Below are 17,897 nucleotides of genomic sequence, written 5' to 3'. Positions count from 1 at the left end.
TATTTATAAAAATAGGTGCTTTTGCCCCAAATGCAATAATGTGAAATCTATCACAAGAATTCTGTATTTGAGCTGAGCGAGAGAAAGAGGGATAAAAATAGGAAGAAAGTGCTAGTTTGACTTACTCAGGATTTGATAGGGCAATACTTAGCACTCGATGAGGCGCTTGGAGAGCTTCGCCTGGTAAGCCAATGTAATCGGAAATTTCGCTAGCCTTGGTAAAAATAACGTCAGATTTTGGGAATACTTAATTTGACATGAGGTCTGCTATGAAAATTCAAGGTTTACGTTTAACTGTTCTAATCATGCTTACGTCAGCTTGCGCTTTGGCTTCCGCATTGACTCAAGCTGAAGATGCATCGGCCCCCTTGGCCGCTTACGAAGTTATAACGGGGGAAACGGATTTAACCGATGAGCCATTTGAGCAGCAGCTGATTGTAAAGTGCCCGGAGGGTAAGCGTGCATTGGGCGCTGGTTGGGCGGTCTTGGATAAAGCCGGTGCGATTAAGCAAGGCAAGGTTAGTTATTTTATGCCTTCTTATGATGGCTCAGGCTGGATGATCAATGCCTCTGATGATAGCGATTGGCTAGGGGCCTGGAAAATTCGTATGCGGGTTATGTGTGCCAAGGTTCAGATGTTTGATTTTTAGATTTTTAGATTTTTAGATTTTTAGATTTGGGTCTTATGGCGTGAATCTCAGGCGCTCTAAATAACACGACTTTTTATTTGCCGGTGTCCTCAAAAGGCTCCCGGTCATTATTTTCATCGATGGTAGTGCTCTCGTCGTTTCGTTTTTCGGGCTAAGTGCCTCTTAGCCCGCCTTTTTAATTTTAGAATTCATTAATTAGACCCTGTAGGGATTCTATATATAGGCCCATATGATAGCCATCTACAAAGCCATGATGTACATGAACGGAAAAGGGTAGGTTTAATGATTTTCCTTCTTTTTGAAGCTTGCCAATGGAAATTTTTGGGCAGCTTTCATCAGCCTTAAACGTTCTTGCGTGGCTCATGCTACTAAACCCAAGCCAGGGTAGCGCCGAAAAATGCAAGGTGTCGGGTCGAGCAGAATCTTCGTCCAGTAAAATTTGTTGGGCGTTCAGCGCTTGCTCCGTTTTATTTTTGTAATCTCGGCAGTGTTGCTCAAAATTGTTAGTAAACTCGACAAAGCCGAAGCTAAACAGCTTGTTTTCTCGAAGAAATACATTGGATATATGAATGGTTTCAAAGTTGTAGACCTCATCGCCCACAATGCGATAGCGCATATTCTCAATTCTATTAGCGGCTTTGGTGGCTAAAAAAAGTAGAGCAGCGCTAAAGGAAAATCCTTTGGTTTTACTTTGTTGGTAGAGCTTTGCAACTTCCAGTTCCACACAGATACCCCAGTAGGGTTCTTGGGCGCATCGGTAAAATTCAAAATGCTCATTGCGCGGCCAGTTTGCCAGATCGATCTTCACAGAGGGCTCCTTTATTTAAGCTGCGCATCTTATGGTGAAGTCGATTAAATGTCATTTAATAATCTGCATTTGACCTGCTCTTGAAATAAGGGGTAACATTGTTTCCTGTCGTATGGAGGATTCATAGGGATCAAACCTAAGCGTGAATTCCAGTGTGTGGCTGCCGCCCGCACGGCGATCAAGCTGATGCATGCGAGCATAATAATAAACAAGACCAATTCTAAATAAGAATTTACTATGCAACGTTTAATGCCCTATGTCGCTTTTCCCTTAGTTTTAGTCGGTGGCTTGCTGCTGTGTTATAGCTTGTTTGCTCCTTTAGAAGAGCCTGCTTTAGCCCCGTTTGTTGTCATGCTGTGCTGGACCATCCCTTGGATGCTGCTATTGGAGTGGTGGACTCCCTTTCGTCAGCAATGGACTGAGAGCCACGGGGATGTGTTAACCGATACTATCTATTTATTTCTGATTCAATCCCTGTGGCCGCGCTTACTTTCCGCTATTTGGATCACTCTCTTGGCTTCGGCCACTATCTGGTTTAGCGAGAATTTTAACTTTTTTTCAGGGCAAGCTTGGCCCCAGGATTGGCCATTGCTAGCGCAGCTGGTCTTGGCGTTAGTGTTGGCCGAGTTTGGCCGTTATTGGGTTCACCGTTGGGCCCACGAAATATCATTTCTTTGGCGCTTCCATGCTGTGCACCACAGTGCTGAGCGCTTATATTGGCTAAATGCCGGCCGTTTTCACCCGGTAGAAAAGATCCTCTTACATATTCCTGAGACAGTACCGTTTATTTTGCTAGGCGCCAACGCGGAGGTGTTGGCATTGTATTTTGTGACTACAGGTATACACGGATTGTTTCAACATTCTAATATTCGCTTAAAGCTTGGGCCCTTGAATTATATTTTTGCCATGGCCGAGCTACACCGGTTTCATCATTCAAAGATTATTCGTGAATCTAATACCAATTATGGCAACAACCTAATTATTTGGGATCTAGTGTTTGGCACCTTTTATTGGCCCAAAGACCGAGAAGTGACCGAAATAGGCTTGTTAAACCCAGAATACCCCAAAGGCTTTATCGGGCAGCTAAAAGCACCGTTTCATAAAGGCAAGTTAGATAAGCCTGCTGACTATGCTAGCAACCCAGAAAAATACCAGTAAGGCTTATTTAAAACAGCAGGGGCCTTTGTGATTCTGTAAAACAGCGCCTGCCTTGGTTCTGTCATTTAGTCGGCTTAGAATAGCTGATTTAATGGATAGCCAGGTGCCATGAACACAGCCAATTCAAAATCTGCCCCCGAGAAGAATGCCGGTGTATTTGAAGTCTTTGTAGAATTCTTAAAGCTCGGACTAAGCTCCTTTGGTGGGCCAGTTGCTCATATTGGTTTTTTTCAGAGGCGTTTTGTTGATCAATTGGCTTGGTTAAACAGCAAAGAGTTCGCAAGTCTATTGGCCCTCTGTCAGTTTTTGCCGGGGCCCGCTAGTAGCCAGTTGGGTTTTGCAATTGCCTTACGACGTGCTGGACTTGGTGCTGCAGTGTTGGCATTTTTGGCCTTTACCCTACCATCTGTACTTTTACTGCTCACGTTAGTAGCGCTGACGCCGTATATGCCTGAGTGGCTCTATGGCAGTATTCTCAACGCACTAAAGCTGCTTGCGGTTGTTGTAGTAGCCGATGCCCTATGGGGAATGGGGCAGAGTTTATGCGATAGCTTATTCAAGCGTTTTTTAGCCATTGCAGTGGCTTTGCTATTGTCGTTTAGCAATATCGGCCCTTGGTCTTTACTGGTTGTGGCGGCCTTACTTGGATTGCTATTTATCCCGGTTGCTGACAAGCCTGCTGTAGTTCACAAGACCGTTAAGGTCAAAGCTTCTTCGCTACTTTACTTGTTCACCTTCTTGAGTTTCTTGCTATTGGCCGTGTTACCTAAATCAATTTTTGCGCCTGAAGGAGAGTTGGCTCTATTGTGGTATTTGGCCAGTGAGTTTTATCAAGCGGGCGCTTTGGTGTTTGGTGGCGGCCATGTCATGCTACCGTTGCTGCAAGGCAGCCTATTGGATACTGCTTTAGTCAGTGAGGCTGAATTTCTGAGTGCCTATGGGGCGGCACAAATTGTTCCGGGGCCGATGTTTAGTATTGCGGCTTATTTGGGCGCTGTTGCGGGAGGAGAGCAGCTGTCTTTACTTGCTGCTGGAGTGTCTCTGTTGGCGATATTCTTACCAGGCTTTCTGCTGCTGTTGGCAGTATTACCTTATTGGCAAAGATTAATGGCGAATGCTCAACTGGCGGCTGTGGTGGCTGGTGTTAACGCTGCTGTAGTTGGCTTATTGTTGGCGAGCTTTTATCAGCCAGTGCTTAGCAGCGCTATCCATTCTTGGCTAGACATCGTGATCGTTGTTTTGGGTTTTTATGCCATTCGAATTTTAAAGTGGCCCTTGTTGTCTATCTTGCCGATGTTGTTATTGGCGGGAGCGGTATAGAGCTTTTTCGGATGCTGAGCCCAGATGTTTCTTTAGCCTAGCCAGTCTTGGCTGTCAATTTCATAATGTTGCTGGTCACCATGATGATCCTGAAAGACAAGGCTCTGGGCGCATAGCTGTAGTTTCTGAGATTCTCTGAGCGCTGTTTCTTCCCTTTTTCCTACTTTGGCAACATTGGGGTTATAAATCTTGTCACCGATTAGAGGAAAGCCTAATAGGGCGGCATGGCGCCTTACTTGATGTTTGCGGCCGCTAAGAATCTTTACAGCCACTAGGCTGCGGTTCTGATCAAGTTGATTGAGCAGGGTGAATTCACTGTGAGCCGCCTTTTCATCTAGCTCCGTATCAACGACTTTTGATTCGCTAGGAAAACTGCCTTCGACAATAATGTGGTAGCGTTTATCGATAGTGTGAGCGGCAAATAGCTCGCTTAGATGGCGTGCGGCGGCTTTATTGTGGGCCAGCAATATTAGCCCGCAAGCGTCTTGATCGAGCCGGTGGACAATACGACAGGGGCGGCTAAGCTGCTGCTCGGCCACTCTGACTAGGGCGCAGTGGTCTCCGTAGCGGCTGCCTTGGCTGCGCATTCCACGGGGTTTTACCCAAACGCTATAATCCGTTTTGTCCTCGAGCAATTCTGCCTGTAGGGCTTGCTCTGCCAAAATCGCGGGGTGGTAGTAAAAGTGTAGCTGCTCGATATCTTGGCAGTGTTCGCTATTACGCCGCAGTGGAATGACTCTTTTACCACGCTGTCGCCAAACAGCGCCTTTGCTCATGGCTTGTTTAATAAGGCTGCGTGATAGCCCGGTATGCTGGTTTAACAAATCCAATGGGCGAGCCGACTGTTCATGGTCTGATATTTTTAGATGAAACTCTGTTGGCTCGTTCATGCTATTGCCGCTTGCTCGCCTAGTGAGCGTCGAACATTTGAATCATATAGCCGCTGTCCAGGGCCTCGGCTAATGCCTTATCATTTTTAACCATCTCGGCATCCAGCTTATCATTGGGAATCAATTTTCGTTTCTCGATGTGAATATCGTGAAAGCCTTCTTTAAATAGTAAAATTTGTGCTAATTTTTCGGCGCCAAACATATCTTTAAAATCGATATAAATGATAAAGGGAATACTATCGCCAATTTTAAACCCTGGCTGTTCTTTTTTTGATTTGGCGCTTGCTGAGAAAATAAACATAATAAATCCAAGGCCGCATCATGATGCGGCACGGTTGTAGGTCTAATAATGATTGCAATAGATGCTAGGTTGTTAAGGCAATGCGAATAGCATCAAGATTGAGCTTGGCCGTCCCGATGGCTTCGCAGATTAAGGCGCGCTTTTGAATCAAGTGTTCAACTTCTTCTTGTCGAATATTGGGGTTCACTTGGGCTAATGCCTGCAAACGCTCAATTTCTTCGCCAAGTTGATCATTGGCCCTATCTAAAGCAGCTTGTCGTTGCGTTTCTTGCTCGGGGGCTGCCATTTGCTCGGCTTTATCGATCAAACCGGTAATAGCGTCGCGCCCTTGGCGAGCAATCTCTTGGGCGGTTCGCTTCGGTATTTTCTGGCCTAGCTGATTAAAGTGTTCAACTTTAATGATATTGGAAAAGTCTTTGTCATTGGCATCTACCACGACGCGAACCGCTTGCACGGGCATATAGCGATTAATTTGTAAATGTTTGGGGGCTTGGCAGCTCATGGTGAAAATAGCCTCAAGCAACAAGTTGCCAGCTTTTAACGGTGGTAACTTAATGCTGCAAATACAAGTGTTGCCCTTATCGCCGCTGCGGATCATGTCCATCGCGCCAACCACCATTGGGTGCTCCCAACTTAGGAACTGCATATCATCGCGGTGTAAGGCCTTTTGTCGACTCACCGTGCCGGTAAAGCCGTCTTCAGGAAGACCTGGGAAGTGGCCTTCGCGCATATGATCACCTGGACGCATAATCAAGGTTGCTTCACTATGCGCTTCGCTCTCAACGCCATAACTGTCGAATACTTTCTCAAGGTAGTCGAGTAGCTCACCGTCGTTTTCATGCTCGCTGATATTGTCGACCAGCTCGGCGGCGTGTTCTTTATTAAAAGAACTTAGTTCAAGTAGGTGGTTGCGACCTTCGGCTAGTTTGGCATTCAAGGCCTCGCGGGCTTCGAAGGTATTTTGATGCAGTTCGCTGTGGTCGGCATCGGCCTGAAGCAGTGCTTGATTAAGCTCTTCAGCAAATTGCTGGCGCAAATGGTGGGCGCCAGGACAAGCATGTTCAAAGGCATTCAAGCCCTGGTGGTACCAGTTGAGAAGAACTTCTTGTGCCGTATTTTGGTAGTAGGGCACATGTATCTGGACAGTATTTTCTTGTCCAATACGATCTAAGCGACCGATACGCTGTTCTAGCAAATCTGGGTTGCTTGGCAGATCAAACAATATTAAGTGTTGGGCAAACTGGAAGTTGCGGCCCTCACTGCCAATCTCAGAGCAGATCAAAATATCGGCACCATCTTCTTGATCAGCAAAGTAGGCGGCCGCACGATCTCGCTCTAACAAGCTCATGCCTTCGTGGAATACGGCGCTGGCCAAGCCCATGCGTAAACGAATATGGGATTCTAAATCCAATGCAGTGTCGGCATGATGGCAAATCAATAAGGTTTTTTCATGGCGATGTTGTTTTAACCAATCCTTTAGCCACTGCACGCGGTCATCGTGATTGAGCCAGCTTAGCCCCCATTGATGCTCGGCTTGTAAAACGCCATCTAAGCCCTGCTCAAGCTCGCTATGTTGGTCGACCCAGCCCTGAGGTTTTGCCAACGGGTAGGGGATCAGTTTGCGGCTTGGGAAGCCGGCGATATTGTCACGGGTGTTACGCATCAACACTCGCCCAGTTCCGTGCTGGTCAAGAATTCTGCCGATGGCGTATTGGGCGGCTTGCTCAGCGTTTAATTGCTGATAATGGCTCCATTGGTGTTCACCCAGCCAATCTTGCAATTGCTGTGTCTGTTCTTCACTTAACTCGCTCGCATTTTGCAAGGCTACCACCAGCTGATTAACTGCGGTGTAGTCGTCTTCTTCAGCTAGGTATTGTTCAAGGCTTGGATAGCGGTCAGGATCTAGCAGCTGTAAGCGGGCAAAGTGACCTTCAACGCCAAGTTGCTCGGGCGTTGCCGTTAATAGTAATAGGCCGCGGCTATGCTCAGCCAGTTGCTGCACGCATTGGTACTCTTGACTCGGGCCGGCCTCGCTCCACTCGAGGTGATGGGCTTCGTCGACGACTAATAGATCCCAGTCGCAGGCCAAAGCATCTTGCAAGCGCTCAGGGTTTTCGCTCAAAAAGCTCAGCTGGGTAATAATCAACTGACTGCTGTCGAATGGATTTTCATCCTCTTCGACCGCTTCGCAGCGGCCTTTGTCGATAATGCTAAAGCTTAAATTAAAGCGACGCAGCATCTCGACCAGCCATTGGTGAACTAAACTGTCTGGTAGCACAATCAGCACTCGCTCGGCCATGCCGGTAAACAGTTGCTTGTGAATGATCATGCCGGCTTCGATGGTTTTACCTAGGCCAACTTCATCGGCCAATAAGACGCGTGGAGCGTAGCGGCTGGCTACCTGCTCGGCGATATAGAGCTGATGGGGCAGAAGCTGCACGCGGGCGCCAGAGAGGCCTTGCACGGGCTGATTGCCAATGGCTTCAAGCTCTTGCAAGGTTCGGTAACGCAGTGCAAAACTGCGAGGGGAGTCCAATTGACCAGCAAATAAGCGATCTTTCGGCGCGCTAAACTGAATAAAGCTGGTGAGTTCTAATTCACTGACATTAACCTCATCACCACTCTCGGTACGCCCGGCATACAATAATATACCTTCGTCTTCTTCAATCACTTCGATGGTAAAGCGTTGATTGTCGATGGTGCTGACTTCATCACCCTTGTGATAAATCACCCGATTAAGAGGGGCGTTGTTTACCGCATAGTGACGGCGTTCGCCTACTGCAGGGAAGCTGATTTCCACCATGCGCTCATTGGAGTCGACAATGATGCCAAGGCCTAGTTCGGCTTCGGTATTACTTACCCAGCGTTGGCCGGGACAAAAGCTGTGTATCGATAAATCTGACAAGAGAAATCCTGTTTTATGCTGGTGACGCTTAAAATAAAGGCGGCGATGATAGGTCTATGTGGCGGTGCTGACAAGGCTTCATCCCGCGAAGCTGGCATTAACTCGGGCTTATATGGCAATTTAAGATGCCTTGCGTTATTGGATGGTTAACAGGCATTCGCCTTTTTGTTACCTTAGCAGGCTGTCGAGTCATAGGCCTTTGGCTCTAATAATAGTTCATAGCGACTCAGTGAGAGGAAATTATGCCCGCCAAATTAATCAAAACCGTCAGTACCATAGCTGCTTTGCTTAGTGTAAGTGCCATGGTATCGGCCCAGCAAGACTTTTCAAAGGTTGAAATTACGCACCAGCCGGTTGCGGGTTCAATATTCATGTTGCAAGGCTCAGGCGGTAATATCGCTTTGCTGGTGGGCGAGCAGGGCAACTTAATGGTGGATGATCAATACGAACCATTGGCGCCTAAAATTAAAGCAGCGATCGCAAAGTTGAGCCAGCAGCCGGTACGCTATGTCTTGAATACCCATTGGCATTTCGACCATACCGGCGGCAACGCTGAATTTAATACCGGCGAAGCCTTGCTGATCGCACAAGATAATGTACGAAGCCGCATGTTAAGTGGCGGTGAAATCAAAGCGTTCAACGCCAAAATACCACCGGCCAAAAAAGAAGCTCTACCAGAACTAACCTTTAAAGAGCGTATGCAACTGTATTTTGCGGGCGAAGATATTGAAGCCCTAGCGGCGCCCAATGCCCACACGGATGGCGATGCTGTGGTGTTCTTTAAAAGCAGCAATGTTGTGCATATGGGGGATTTGTATTTCAAGGGCGTCTTTCCATTTGTTGACCTAAGTAGCGGCGGCTCTGTGCCGGGTGTTTTGGCAGCGGTCGAGGCTGCATTGGAACGAATGGACGACAAAACAAAGGTAATTCCTGGTCACGGTAGTTTGAGTAACAAAGCTGAATTAAGTGAATACCGCGATATGTTAAAAGCTTCTATTGCGGCTGTGGCACCATTAAAGAAGGCTGGTAAGAGTTTGCAGGACGTACAAGCTGCCAAGCCTCTGGCTCAACTTAATGAGCACTACGGCGGTGGCTTTATCAAGCCTGATCTTTGGTTGCAGTTTGTTTACCAAAGCTTGTAAGCCTGCCTAAAAAGCCCCTTTTAAAGGGGCTTTTTCTTTAATTCCTGTCTCCTTTTATTAATAAAAAGCGCTATAGCATGAGTAAGTAAGCTCTATAGCTGCGTAAAACTATCCTCTTCGGTCTCGTTGTTTTGAGTCTCGTTAAACCACCTTGCAGCCTGCTGTTATTGCCGAGCTAATCCTGTCTTAATTGCCTAATAAATAGTGCTTAATTGAACCTAGCCTGACTAAAAACAACAAAAACTTAATTATCACTAGAAAACCAATCAAAAGTACTAGGTGATTTAGTTGTCTTTATGAGGTTTATCACCGATATTTGTCTTATAGCGTAGTTTTTGTTTTTGAAGCTTGAGGGATGAATAAGCAATGCTATGTTTTATAGAGGTTGTCCATCACTGGATGTTATGGCACCTCGATCTTGGCGAGCCATGTGCTCATAAACTCTGCTAGAAGTATTAGCTGCGCACTCCAGGCAGTTTGTTCCACAAAGTGCCCAACAAAGGGGTTACACGAGTGATTAATAAGGATCAATGGCTATTAGAGTCAGACTCTGCAAATTTCTGTCTCAATAAATGGCAAAAAACCGTCGGCCTCATGGCTGAGTTATACGACGCCCCAGTAGGTCTAATTATCCAGGCCAATCGCCAGGGCTTTCAATACACCGCATCTAACTTTGGCAATCGAGGGCCCTATCCGGCGGGTATGACCTACGCACCAGATGCCAATGTATTTGCTAAAGCCGTTGTAGAAAGCGGTGAAACTCTATACGTCGCCGATGCCCAGGCTGACCCGCGCTGGTCTGATAATCCTGAGGTTGTAGAAGAGGGCTTCTGCTCTTTCCTAGGAATGCCAATTCTATGGCCTGATGGCACGGCCTTTGGTTGTATTTGCGTAATGGATCATTCCATTACGGCCTATGGCGATGCTTTCATGCGATTGATGGTGCAGTTGCGTGATTTGATTGAGCAGGATCTACAGTTATGGGATCAGTTTGAATTAATGCGCGAAATGGCGCTTAAGGATCATCCTGATGATATGTACAACGCCCAGGGCTTAAGTACATTGGGCCAGTCTTGCATGCAATTTGCTCGGCGCTATGGCTTTGATATTGGCGTTATAGGTGTCAGCGTTGAAGGCTTGAGTCGAAGTGAAGACGACAGCTATGAAAAAGCCCTCGCGACGATAGGCGAGACCATCCAAACCCGCTTGCGTGGTTCGGATGTGGTGGCCCGTATGCGAGATGACAGCTTTGTTGTGGTTGCCTTGGCGAATAGCCCTGAGGAAATCGAATTATTAAGCCAGCGTCTTCAGGAAGCTGTTGATACGCTTGGTGAGGCTTATAGCTTGTCTTGTACCCAGCAGTTCTATCCTTTGGATAAAGCTCCAAATGTCGAAGCTATGTTGAGCGGCGCGGCGGCTGTCGCTTAGTCAGATTGCCATAGGAGCTAGTCTAAAGCAGCGAGTCTCAAGCGCTTCGTTTTGAGGCTCGTTCATTTCTCTCTTTTCCTTGAATTTCAGTATACTTACCCCCATTTCAAATATATAAGAAGCGTTGCCGCTGGGAACCCCGCTGAGCAAGCTAAAATTTCAAACTATTCTTGGAAGCCTTAAATGAGCGAGTTTATTGTTGATATCACCATGGAAAATGCCCAGCAGTTGCTGATCGATGAATCTATGCAGCGGCCAGTGGTCATCGACTTTTGGGCGGATTGGTGCGGCCCTTGTAAAAGCCTTATGCCGATCTTGGAAAGCTTGGCTAATGAGTACGCTGGAGCCTTCTTGTTGGCTAAAGTTAATGCCGATGAGCAACAACAAATCGCTGCTCAATTTGGCGTACGCAGTCTGCCAACGGTAGTGGTGATGCAAAATGGCCAGCCGGTAGACGGTTTTCAAGGAGCGCAAAGCGAGCTGCAGGTTCGTGAAGTTTTAGCGAAATACTTGCCTAAACCTTGGGATGCCTTGTTACAGCAAGCTGCACCTTTACTGCAGGACGAACAGTGGGCCGAAGCGCTAGAGCTATTGCGCCAAGCTTATGAATTATCATCTTCAGATATTGCCATCGGTAAAACACTGGCCCGCGTTTATCTGGAGCTGAATCGCTGCGCTGAAGCCGAAGCCATTATTCAAAGTATTCCAATGGCTGAACAAGATGCACAATATGAGCAGCTGTTGGCCCTGTTGGATCTGAAGCAGAATGCGGCCAAATCCCCAAAAGTTACAGCACTAGAAGAAGCCTTGGCAGCAGACCCTGAAAATATCGACTTGCAATTGCAGTTAGCCATTCAATATTCCCAACACCAACATTCTGAAGAGGCGCTGGAGCTTTTGTTGAGCATGTTGCGTAAAGATATCAACTGCAAAGAAGGTGAGGTGAAAAAGACCACTTTAGATATCATCGCTGCACTGGGTAAAGCTGATCCTTTGGCGATCAAATATCAACGTCAGGTTTTTAGCTTGCTTTACTAGGGCATGAATCGCCATTGCACGGCGATAGCTACTAGAATGAAAACAAGAGTGCGGAATAAACAAAGAAATAAAAAGGGCCGAGAAGTTTGGCCCTTTTTATTTGATACTAGTTTGCTAACTTATTTAGCAACTTTTTAAGCCTGCGCACTTGGGCGTGCTGAAACGGCTTCACGCCAGCGTAGTAGGTTTGTGTGACGCTCTTCTGGGTTTAGTTTCATAACGCGGGCAAAGTCGATAGCGCATATTGCGGTGATATCGGCAATGCTGAAGCTATCACCTGCGATAAACTCATTTTGGCTGAGTTGGTGATCTAAAACATCATAAAACTTAACTGCTTGTTCGCCGCAAACTTCACCCCATTCTTTTACTGGTGTTTCGCGATCTTTAAAGTACCCGGTCACATTTCTAAAGCAAAAGCCGACGTTCATCATTAGATTAAACTCAACCAGGCGCTGCCACATATCAATGCGGGCTTTCTCTTCTGGAGTGCTACCCATTAGCGGGGTATTGCTAGGGTCAGATTCCTCAAAGTAACGGCAAATAGATACGGTTTCGCTGATGTAGTTGCCATTGTCCAATTCTAACACTGGGATTCTGCCGCCTGGGTTCTTGGCCAAAAACTCAGGGCTGATATTTTCACCCGCTACAATATCCACCTGCACATACTCGATGTCGATATCTTTTTCAGCTAAAAACATGCGTACGCGTCGGCCGTTGGGGGTGGTTTTGGTTTCGAATATTCTCATGCTTCAATCCTGTGCTGGGTTTTGAGCTTATATTAGAGCTTCAAATATCGAGAAACAATAGAAATTCTAAACCTGTATGGTCTGCCCGCTGAGTTTAACTTTTCTTTTTCGGGTCATTGTCAGAAAGACTGGTAAAGTGTCAGTTTTCGCGGGGGCTTCAGTTAGAGCTTAGGTTGAGTTCACCTTGGTTGTCTTCACTGTCTTCTTTGCCAATAGAGCGGGTAATATCAAAGCTTGGGTCCAGCAAGCGACGATGCTGCTCTTGAATAAAGTCCTCAAGGTGTGATGCTGGCATAGGGCGCGCAAATAGGCTGCCTTGAAACAAATCGCAGCCATAGGTTTTTAGCAATAGCAGATGGTGCCTGAGTTCAACACCCTCAGCGACGACCTGCAGGCGATAATGTTGGCCAATCGCTAAAATGGATTTTACCAATACCACATCATCATTATTGTGTTCGAGTTCGCTGATAAAAGAGGTATCAATTTTCAGTTCTCGTATGGGCAACTTTTTCAAATAGCTCAACGAAGAAAAGCCGGTTCCGAAATCATCCAGCGAAGTATAAATGCCCATATCCCGTAGGCGATGGATCAACTCTACCATGCTGTTGAGATCTGACATGAAAGTGTTTTCAGTAATCTCTAACATTAGGAAGCCCGGCGGCAAATCATGCTTTTCGCAGAGGGCTTCAATAATCTTGATAAAGCTTGGGTGTTCAAATTGTTGTGGGCTAACATTAACCGATAAGCGTATGCGATGATCAGGGTGCAAGCGAAGGTTAAGTTTATGAATTTCAGCCACAGCATTTTGCAGCACACGTTTGCCAAGCTCGATAATAATGCCGGACTCTTCGGCAATAGGGATAAAGGTGCCTGGACTGATGTCTCCCCACTCAGGGTGGTTCCAGCGACAAAGCGCCTCAACCGCGACAGGGCGGTAGTGTCGATCAAATTGTAGTTGGTAATTTAAATCGAGCTGCTCATTCGCGAGTGCTTTATGCAGTTCGTTTTCCATGGCGATACGTCGATCTACCGCCTCGTAAATAGAGGCGTGAAAAACTTGCACACGATTACGACCATCTTGTTTGGCCAGATACATCGCCATATCGGCTTTCTGTAAGGCTGACTCACTGGATTCGTCACCTAATGGAAATACCATAACGCCGATACTGGCGGTGATATGGCAATCGCCAGATTCAAGGGGTATAGGGGACTCTAGTGATTGTAGTAGCTTATCGGCCAGGTGGCTGGCATGAGAGGTGGCGGTTTCAATGTTGCTGTCTAAATCTTCCATCAGCACGACAAATTCATCACCGCCTAGGCGAGCCAGTGTATCTTGGCTACGAATTAATCCTTGTAGTCGAGCAGAGAACAATTGCAGTAGTTCATCGCCCGCTGCATGGCCACGTGAGTCATTAATATTTTTAAATCGATCAAGGTCGATAAACAGCAAGGCCAATTTATGTGAGCGCCGACGAGAATTCTCAAAACTCTGTTCTAGCCTATCCAAAAACAGACGGCGGTTGGGAAGGCCGGTTAGGGCGTCATAATATGCAAGGTAGATGGCTTCTTCCTGGGCACGTTTTCGTTCGCTGATGTCACGAAAAACAACCTGTAACACCTCGCCACCTTCAATGGGCAGCGCGGTAAGTAGAATTTCTACCGGAATGGCATAATTGTCTTTGGTGCGGGCCTGCCATTCAAAGGTGTGGCTGCCTTGACTATGCGTTTTAAAAATCATTTCCTGGAATTTTTCCAGGCTTAGGGAGCTTTCTGTTTTGCTAATTCGTACCAGCTGCATTAAACCCATGCCAAGCACATCGTGCTTGGCGCTGTAGCCAAATAATTTTAGTGCGGCTTGGTTGCAGTCCATGACGGCGCGTGACTGAAGGACAAAATGTGCGTCGCCGGAAGCTTCAAACAAAATGCGGTATTTTTCTTCGCTGCGCTGGAGTTTTTGCTCAATGCGCTTCCAGCGGTTCAGGTCTTCGTTGAGCAGGCGATTGGTCTCGGCCAGCGCTTCGATTTGCTCATAGCTTGCTTGCGAGTTCAGCTTGTTAGCTTCTTCGTCTTTTATCATTATGGCTATTTACCTATTACTGCAGCCGCCAGGCAGCCTGAGAGCGACTCAGACGCCCGTCTATTGGGGGCCTTAGGTATTGCTGAAGTAGCAATTGGCTTATTTGCAATGTCCATTGATTCCTTAGCCCTGTTCATCTGCTTGCCAACTTTTACCTGACTGATTGCCTGACCTTCCATTTCTGTAAAAGGGTATTATTTTTGGTTCTACTTCTTCGTCCTTGGTAGGCATTTAAGCGATAGATGTTCCAGTGTCATCGAAAACGCAGTAATTGTTAAGTGCCCTAGAAGATGACAACTTGCTTTAAAGCGCTATTTTAGGTGCCAAATTAGCACCGTTCGATTGGACTGCTACTCCTATTAGCCTAGCCCTTTTTTGGCGTTATACAAACCGCAGCGCGATTCTAATTAGGCCAAAGTGCTAAAAAATAACGTGAATCTTCTCTGGGTACTATCAGTCGAAGGTATGTGCTTGGCAATAAGAAAGAACAATACCTGAAATGCTGAATTCTGGCATAATGCGCCACCTGATCAATCTGCCTATTGTTAGGCTCCGATGTAACGAGGCTGTGCATGAGCGCTTTGCTAAAACCGACTGATAAACCCCTTAATCCACATTTTTCTTCTGGTCCATGTAGTAAACGTCCTGCTTACTCTGTTTCGGCCTTAGATATTAGTACTTTAGGACGATCTCACCGTTCCAGCGTGGGTAAGGCGGCTTTGCAGAAGGCCTGTGAGCAAACAGCTGACTTATTGGGCTTGCCAGAGGGCTACCGAGTTGGGATTGTGCCGGCTTCAGATACCGGAGCTGTGGAGATGGCGCTGTGGTCCTTATTAGGGCAGCGCCCCGTCGATGTACTAGCATGGGAGTCATTTGGTCGTGGCTGGATGACGGATATCTCCAAGCAATTGCGCCTTGATAATGTGCGCCTGATTGAAGCGGATTATGGTTTCTTGCCTGATCTAAGCCAAGCAAACTCGAACCACGATATTGTCTTTACTTGGAACGGCACCACTTCAGGGGTGCGGGTCCCCAATGCCGATTGGATTGCGGACGACCGCGAAGGGCTAACGATTTGCGATGCAACTTCGGCGGTATTTGCCATGGACATGCCTTGGCATAAGCTCGATGTGATTACGTTCTCGTGGCAAAAGGTGCTTGGTGGGGAAGGCGCACATGGAATGTTGATCTTGAGTCCACGTGCGGTTGAGCGCTTAGAGAGCTACCAGCCACCTTGGCCTTTGCCGAAGATCTTTCGTTTAACGAAAAATGGCAAGTTGATCGAAGGCATTTTTAAAGGTGCTACCATCAATACGCCTTCTATGCTGGCGGTGGCCGATTATTTAGATGCCCTGAATTGGGTTGAAGAAAATGGCGGCTTGCCTTGGGCTGTCGCAAAAGCTGAAGCCAATTTGGCTGAAGTACATAAGTTTGTCGCAGAAAATGATTGGATTGATTTTCTGGCAAAGGATCCGGAGACCTTATCAAGCACCAGTGTGTGTCTAACTCTGCAGGCGAGTGGGGAACAGCTAAGGGACATATGTACACTGTTGGCTGAAGAGAATATTGCCTTCGATATCGAATCCTATCGAGATGCGCCCGCTGGCTTGCGCATTTGGTGCGGCGCCACTGTTGAATCCGCTGATTTGGCCAAGATGTTACCTTGGTTAGCCTGGGCCTATCAGGAGGTATGTGGGTCTGAATTGGCTTGTTGAGAGCTTTAAATTGCTCTAAATATCAACAGGCTGAGCGGCCTTTGAGCAGCGTGAAAGCTGGGCTTGCATGTTGCTCAAAAAGCACGGATAATGCCGCGCTCTTGCAATGGTGGCTCTTGTCGGTCCTCTCGCAATGATTAGCTACGAACCCCGCCAGGCCCGGAAGGGAGCAACGGTAGTAGTGACGTCATGTGCCGGGGTGTGGCTGGCTTGAGCCGCCACCCAAGCTTTCCTTATCGTTTAAATCTCCCCTTATTACTTTTCGATTGAAGCACCTTAGCCGGTAATATATTTCTGAGTTCGCCTTATCTGTCTTTGTGGGCTAGATATTTGATTTGCTTGGCAAATAAAGCGTTCCTACCGTAGTGGCCACTGGCTGGTCTGGGATATAATGGCGCAATCGTAGAATAGGAATAAGCAACCGCAATGAGCTATCAGGTATTGGCGCGCAAATGGCGCCCACGTATTTTTCGTGAAATGGTTGGGCAAGAGCATGTGCTCAGGGCTTTGATCAATGCCCTAGACCATAATCGATTGCACCATGCTTATCTATTCACCGGTACCCGCGGTGTCGGTAAAACCACTATCGCTCGTATCTTGGCGAAGTGCTTAAACTGCGAGCAGGGAGTGTCATCAGAACCCTGTGGCCAATGCGGGGCCTGTATAGAAATTGCCGAGGGCCGATTCGTAGATCTCATTGAGGTGGATGCGGCCTCAAAAACCAAAGTAGAAGATACTCGTGAGCTTCTCGATAATGTGCAGTATGCGCCGACTCGAGGGCGCTACAAGGTGTACCTTATCGATGAGGTTCATATGCTCTCCAACAGCAGTTTTAATGCGCTGCTAAAAACACTTGAAGAGCCACCTCCGCATGTGAAATTCTTACTGGCCACTACCGACCCTCAAAAGCTACCAGTAACCGTGCTGTCGCGCTGTTTGCAGTTCAACTTAAAGAACATGAACCCTGAGCGCATTGTCGGCCATCTACAGTTTATTCTCGATAAAGAAATGGTGCCCTTTGAAGAGCCGGCACTATGGCAACTTGGCAGGGCAGCCGATGGCAGTATGCGCGATGCCTTGAGTTTAACCGATCAGGCTATCGCATTTGGTAGCGGCAAAGTGCACGAAGCTGAAGTACGGGCCATGTTGGGCACTTTGGATCAATCTCATATCGTATCGATCTGTCAGGCGCTCGCTATGGCTGATGGTAGCCAAGCTCTTGCGATCGTCGCTCAAATGGCTGAGCAGGCCCCCGATTATGATTCTGCACTGGCCGAATTGCTGGCGCTGCTGCATCGAGTGGCAATCGCTCAGGCGGTTCCAGATGCCGTGGATAATAGTGCTGGCGACCGAGAACAGGTTATTGCATTGGCCCAGCAAATGGCGGCTGAAGATGTGCAGCTGTTTTACCAAACGGCTTTGCTAGCCCGTCGAGACTTGCCTCTTTCGCCAGACCCACGTGGTGGCTTTGAGATGGCTGTTTTGCGGATGCTCGCCTTTAAACCGCAGGGCGTGCCTAAGGTACCAAATAAACCTTTAGCGAATAATGCTCCTGTAGCGGCTGTGAGCGTCGCTGCAGATGTTGTTGAGTCGAATAGTGCTGTTGCAAGTGCAGAATCCCAGATCGAAAATCCTGCTGCACCTGCACCTGCACCTGCACCTGCACCTGCACCTGCACCTGCACCTGCACCTGCACCTGCACCTGCACCTGCACCTGCA

Annotated in this window: 14 protein-coding genes and 1 other RNA gene; 9 read left to right on the top strand and 6 right to left on the bottom strand. The window is 47.4% G+C overall.

Annotated features, from left to right (window positions below):
* Positions 1-269 precede the first annotated feature (269 nt).
* Positions 270-650, top strand: a complete 381-nt coding sequence (locus Q1A08_RS14440; RefSeq protein ID WP_299774126.1) for a hypothetical protein — start codon at positions 270-272, stop codon at positions 648-650.
* 181 nt (positions 651-831) lie between these two features.
* Here the strand turns inward: Q1A08_RS14440 and Q1A08_RS14435 are convergent, their stop codons facing one another.
* Complete coding sequence (locus tag Q1A08_RS14435; RefSeq protein WP_299774124.1) at positions 832-1,458, bottom strand: CatA-like O-acetyltransferase; 627 nt, start codon at positions 1,456-1,458, stop codon at positions 832-834.
* 237 nt (positions 1,459-1,695) lie between these two features.
* Between Q1A08_RS14435 and Q1A08_RS14430 the strand changes: the two genes are divergently transcribed.
* Both Q1A08_RS14430 and chrA read left to right on the top strand, forming a co-directional pair.
* Complete coding sequence (locus tag Q1A08_RS14430) at positions 1,696-2,616, top strand: sterol desaturase family protein (protein ID WP_299774122.1); 921 nt, start codon at positions 1,696-1,698, stop codon at positions 2,614-2,616.
* Between the two features lie 108 nt (positions 2,617-2,724).
* The gene (gene chrA / locus Q1A08_RS14425; protein ID WP_299774120.1) at positions 2,725-3,936 is read left to right on the top strand and encodes a chromate efflux transporter; all 1,212 of its coding nucleotides are present in this window, start codon (positions 2,725-2,727) and stop codon (positions 3,934-3,936) included.
* A 32-nt stretch (positions 3,937-3,968) separates the two neighbouring features.
* On the opposite strand, the gene Q1A08_RS14420 is transcribed toward chrA, so the two are convergent.
* The 3 genes from Q1A08_RS14420 to rapA all read right to left on the bottom strand — a co-directional run bounded on the left by Q1A08_RS14420 (position 3,969) and on the right by rapA (position 8,032).
* Positions 3,969-4,826 (bottom strand): RluA family pseudouridine synthase, encoded by an 858-nt coding sequence (locus Q1A08_RS14420; protein ID WP_299774119.1) that lies wholly within the window; start codon positions 4,824-4,826, stop codon positions 3,969-3,971.
* Between the two features lie 19 nt (positions 4,827-4,845).
* Entirely contained in the window at positions 4,846-5,127 is a 282-nt protein-coding gene (locus Q1A08_RS14415; RefSeq protein WP_299774117.1) for a hypothetical protein, read from the bottom strand.
* A gap of 64 nt (positions 5,128-5,191) precedes the next feature.
* On the bottom strand, positions 5,192-8,032 hold the full coding sequence (rapA, locus tag Q1A08_RS14410; RefSeq protein ID WP_299774115.1) for an RNA polymerase-associated protein RapA: 2,841 nt from the start codon (positions 8,030-8,032) through the stop codon (positions 5,192-5,194).
* A gap of 242 nt (positions 8,033-8,274) precedes the next feature.
* Here rapA and Q1A08_RS14405 point away from each other — a divergent pair, with 242 nt between their 5' ends.
* The 3 genes from Q1A08_RS14405 (at position 8,275) to trxA (ending at position 11,640) form a co-directional block, all read left to right on the top strand.
* The gene (locus Q1A08_RS14405; RefSeq protein WP_299774114.1) at positions 8,275-9,174 is read left to right on the top strand and encodes an MBL fold metallo-hydrolase; all 900 of its coding nucleotides are present in this window, start codon (positions 8,275-8,277) and stop codon (positions 9,172-9,174) included.
* A 513-nt stretch (positions 9,175-9,687) separates the two neighbouring features.
* Positions 9,688-10,602, top strand: a complete 915-nt coding sequence (locus Q1A08_RS14400) for a GAF domain-containing protein (RefSeq protein WP_299774113.1) — start codon at positions 9,688-9,690, stop codon at positions 10,600-10,602.
* A 183-nt stretch (positions 10,603-10,785) separates the two neighbouring features.
* The gene (gene trxA / locus Q1A08_RS14395; protein ID WP_299774111.1) at positions 10,786-11,640 is read left to right on the top strand and encodes a thioredoxin; all 855 of its coding nucleotides are present in this window, start codon (positions 10,786-10,788) and stop codon (positions 11,638-11,640) included.
* Positions 11,641-11,774: 134 nt separating this feature from the next.
* Here trxA and Q1A08_RS14390 read toward each other — a convergent pair whose 3' ends face one another.
* Both Q1A08_RS14390 and Q1A08_RS14385 read right to left on the bottom strand, forming a co-directional pair.
* Positions 11,775-12,386: a glutathione S-transferase gene (locus Q1A08_RS14390; RefSeq protein ID WP_299774109.1), complete on the bottom strand. Its 612-nt coding sequence runs from the start codon at positions 12,384-12,386 to the stop codon at positions 11,775-11,777.
* Positions 12,387-12,543: 157 nt separating this feature from the next.
* Positions 12,544-14,463 (bottom strand): EAL domain-containing protein, encoded by a 1,920-nt coding sequence (locus Q1A08_RS14385; RefSeq protein ID WP_299774108.1) that lies wholly within the window; start codon positions 14,461-14,463, stop codon positions 12,544-12,546.
* 572 nt (positions 14,464-15,035) lie between these two features.
* Here Q1A08_RS14385 and Q1A08_RS14380 point away from each other — a divergent pair.
* The 3 genes from Q1A08_RS14380 to dnaX form a co-directional block, all read left to right on the top strand.
* The gene (locus tag Q1A08_RS14380) at positions 15,036-16,178 is read left to right on the top strand and encodes a phosphoserine transaminase (RefSeq protein WP_299774106.1); all 1,143 of its coding nucleotides are present in this window, start codon (positions 15,036-15,038) and stop codon (positions 16,176-16,178) included.
* Positions 16,179-16,295: 117 nt separating this feature from the next.
* An RNA gene (ffs, locus tag Q1A08_RS14375) (signal recognition particle sRNA small type) lies at positions 16,296-16,392 on the top strand.
* A gap of 212 nt (positions 16,393-16,604) precedes the next feature.
* Positions 16,605-17,897: DNA polymerase III subunit gamma/tau (gene dnaX, locus Q1A08_RS14370; protein WP_299774104.1), on the top strand; the 1,293-nt coding region annotated here is incomplete at its 3' end.

This window comes from uncultured Pseudoteredinibacter sp. (genome assembly GCF_947500695.1).
Classification (GTDB): domain Bacteria; phylum Pseudomonadota; class Gammaproteobacteria; order Pseudomonadales; family Cellvibrionaceae; genus Pseudoteredinibacter.
This window is presented reverse-complemented; position numbering and strand designations above follow the sequence as displayed.

What these genes read in the sequence shown, in the direction of transcription:
- Q1A08_RS14440 (WP_299774126.1), top strand. Translation starts at nt 270, where the DNA reads ATGAAAATTCAAGGTTTACGTTTAACTGTTCTAATCATGCTTACGTCA.
- chrA (WP_299774120.1), top strand. Translation starts at nt 2,725, where the DNA reads ATGAACACAGCCAATTCAAAATCTGCCCCCGAGAAGAATGCCGGTGTA.
- Q1A08_RS14380 (WP_299774106.1), top strand. Translation starts at nt 15,036, where the DNA reads ATGAGCGCTTTGCTAAAACCGACTGATAAACCCCTTAATCCACATTTT.
- Q1A08_RS14405 (WP_299774114.1), top strand. Translation starts at nt 8,275, where the DNA reads ATGCCCGCCAAATTAATCAAAACCGTCAGTACCATAGCTGCTTTGCTT.
- Q1A08_RS14420 (WP_299774119.1), bottom strand. Translation starts at nt 4,826, where the DNA reads ATGAACGAGCCAACAGAGTTTCATCTAAAAATATCAGACCATGAACAG.
- Q1A08_RS14390 (WP_299774109.1), bottom strand. Translation starts at nt 12,386, where the DNA reads ATGAGAATATTCGAAACCAAAACCACCCCCAACGGCCGACGCGTACGC.
- Q1A08_RS14415 (WP_299774117.1), bottom strand. Translation starts at nt 5,127, where the DNA reads ATGTTTATTTTCTCAGCAAGCGCCAAATCAAAAAAAGAACAGCCAGGG.
- trxA (WP_299774111.1), top strand. Translation starts at nt 10,786, where the DNA reads ATGAGCGAGTTTATTGTTGATATCACCATGGAAAATGCCCAGCAGTTG.
- Q1A08_RS14430 (WP_299774122.1), top strand. Translation starts at nt 1,696, where the DNA reads ATGCAACGTTTAATGCCCTATGTCGCTTTTCCCTTAGTTTTAGTCGGT.
- Q1A08_RS14385 (WP_299774108.1), bottom strand. Translation starts at nt 14,463, where the DNA reads ATGATAAAAGACGAAGAAGCTAACAAGCTGAACTCGCAAGCAAGCTAT.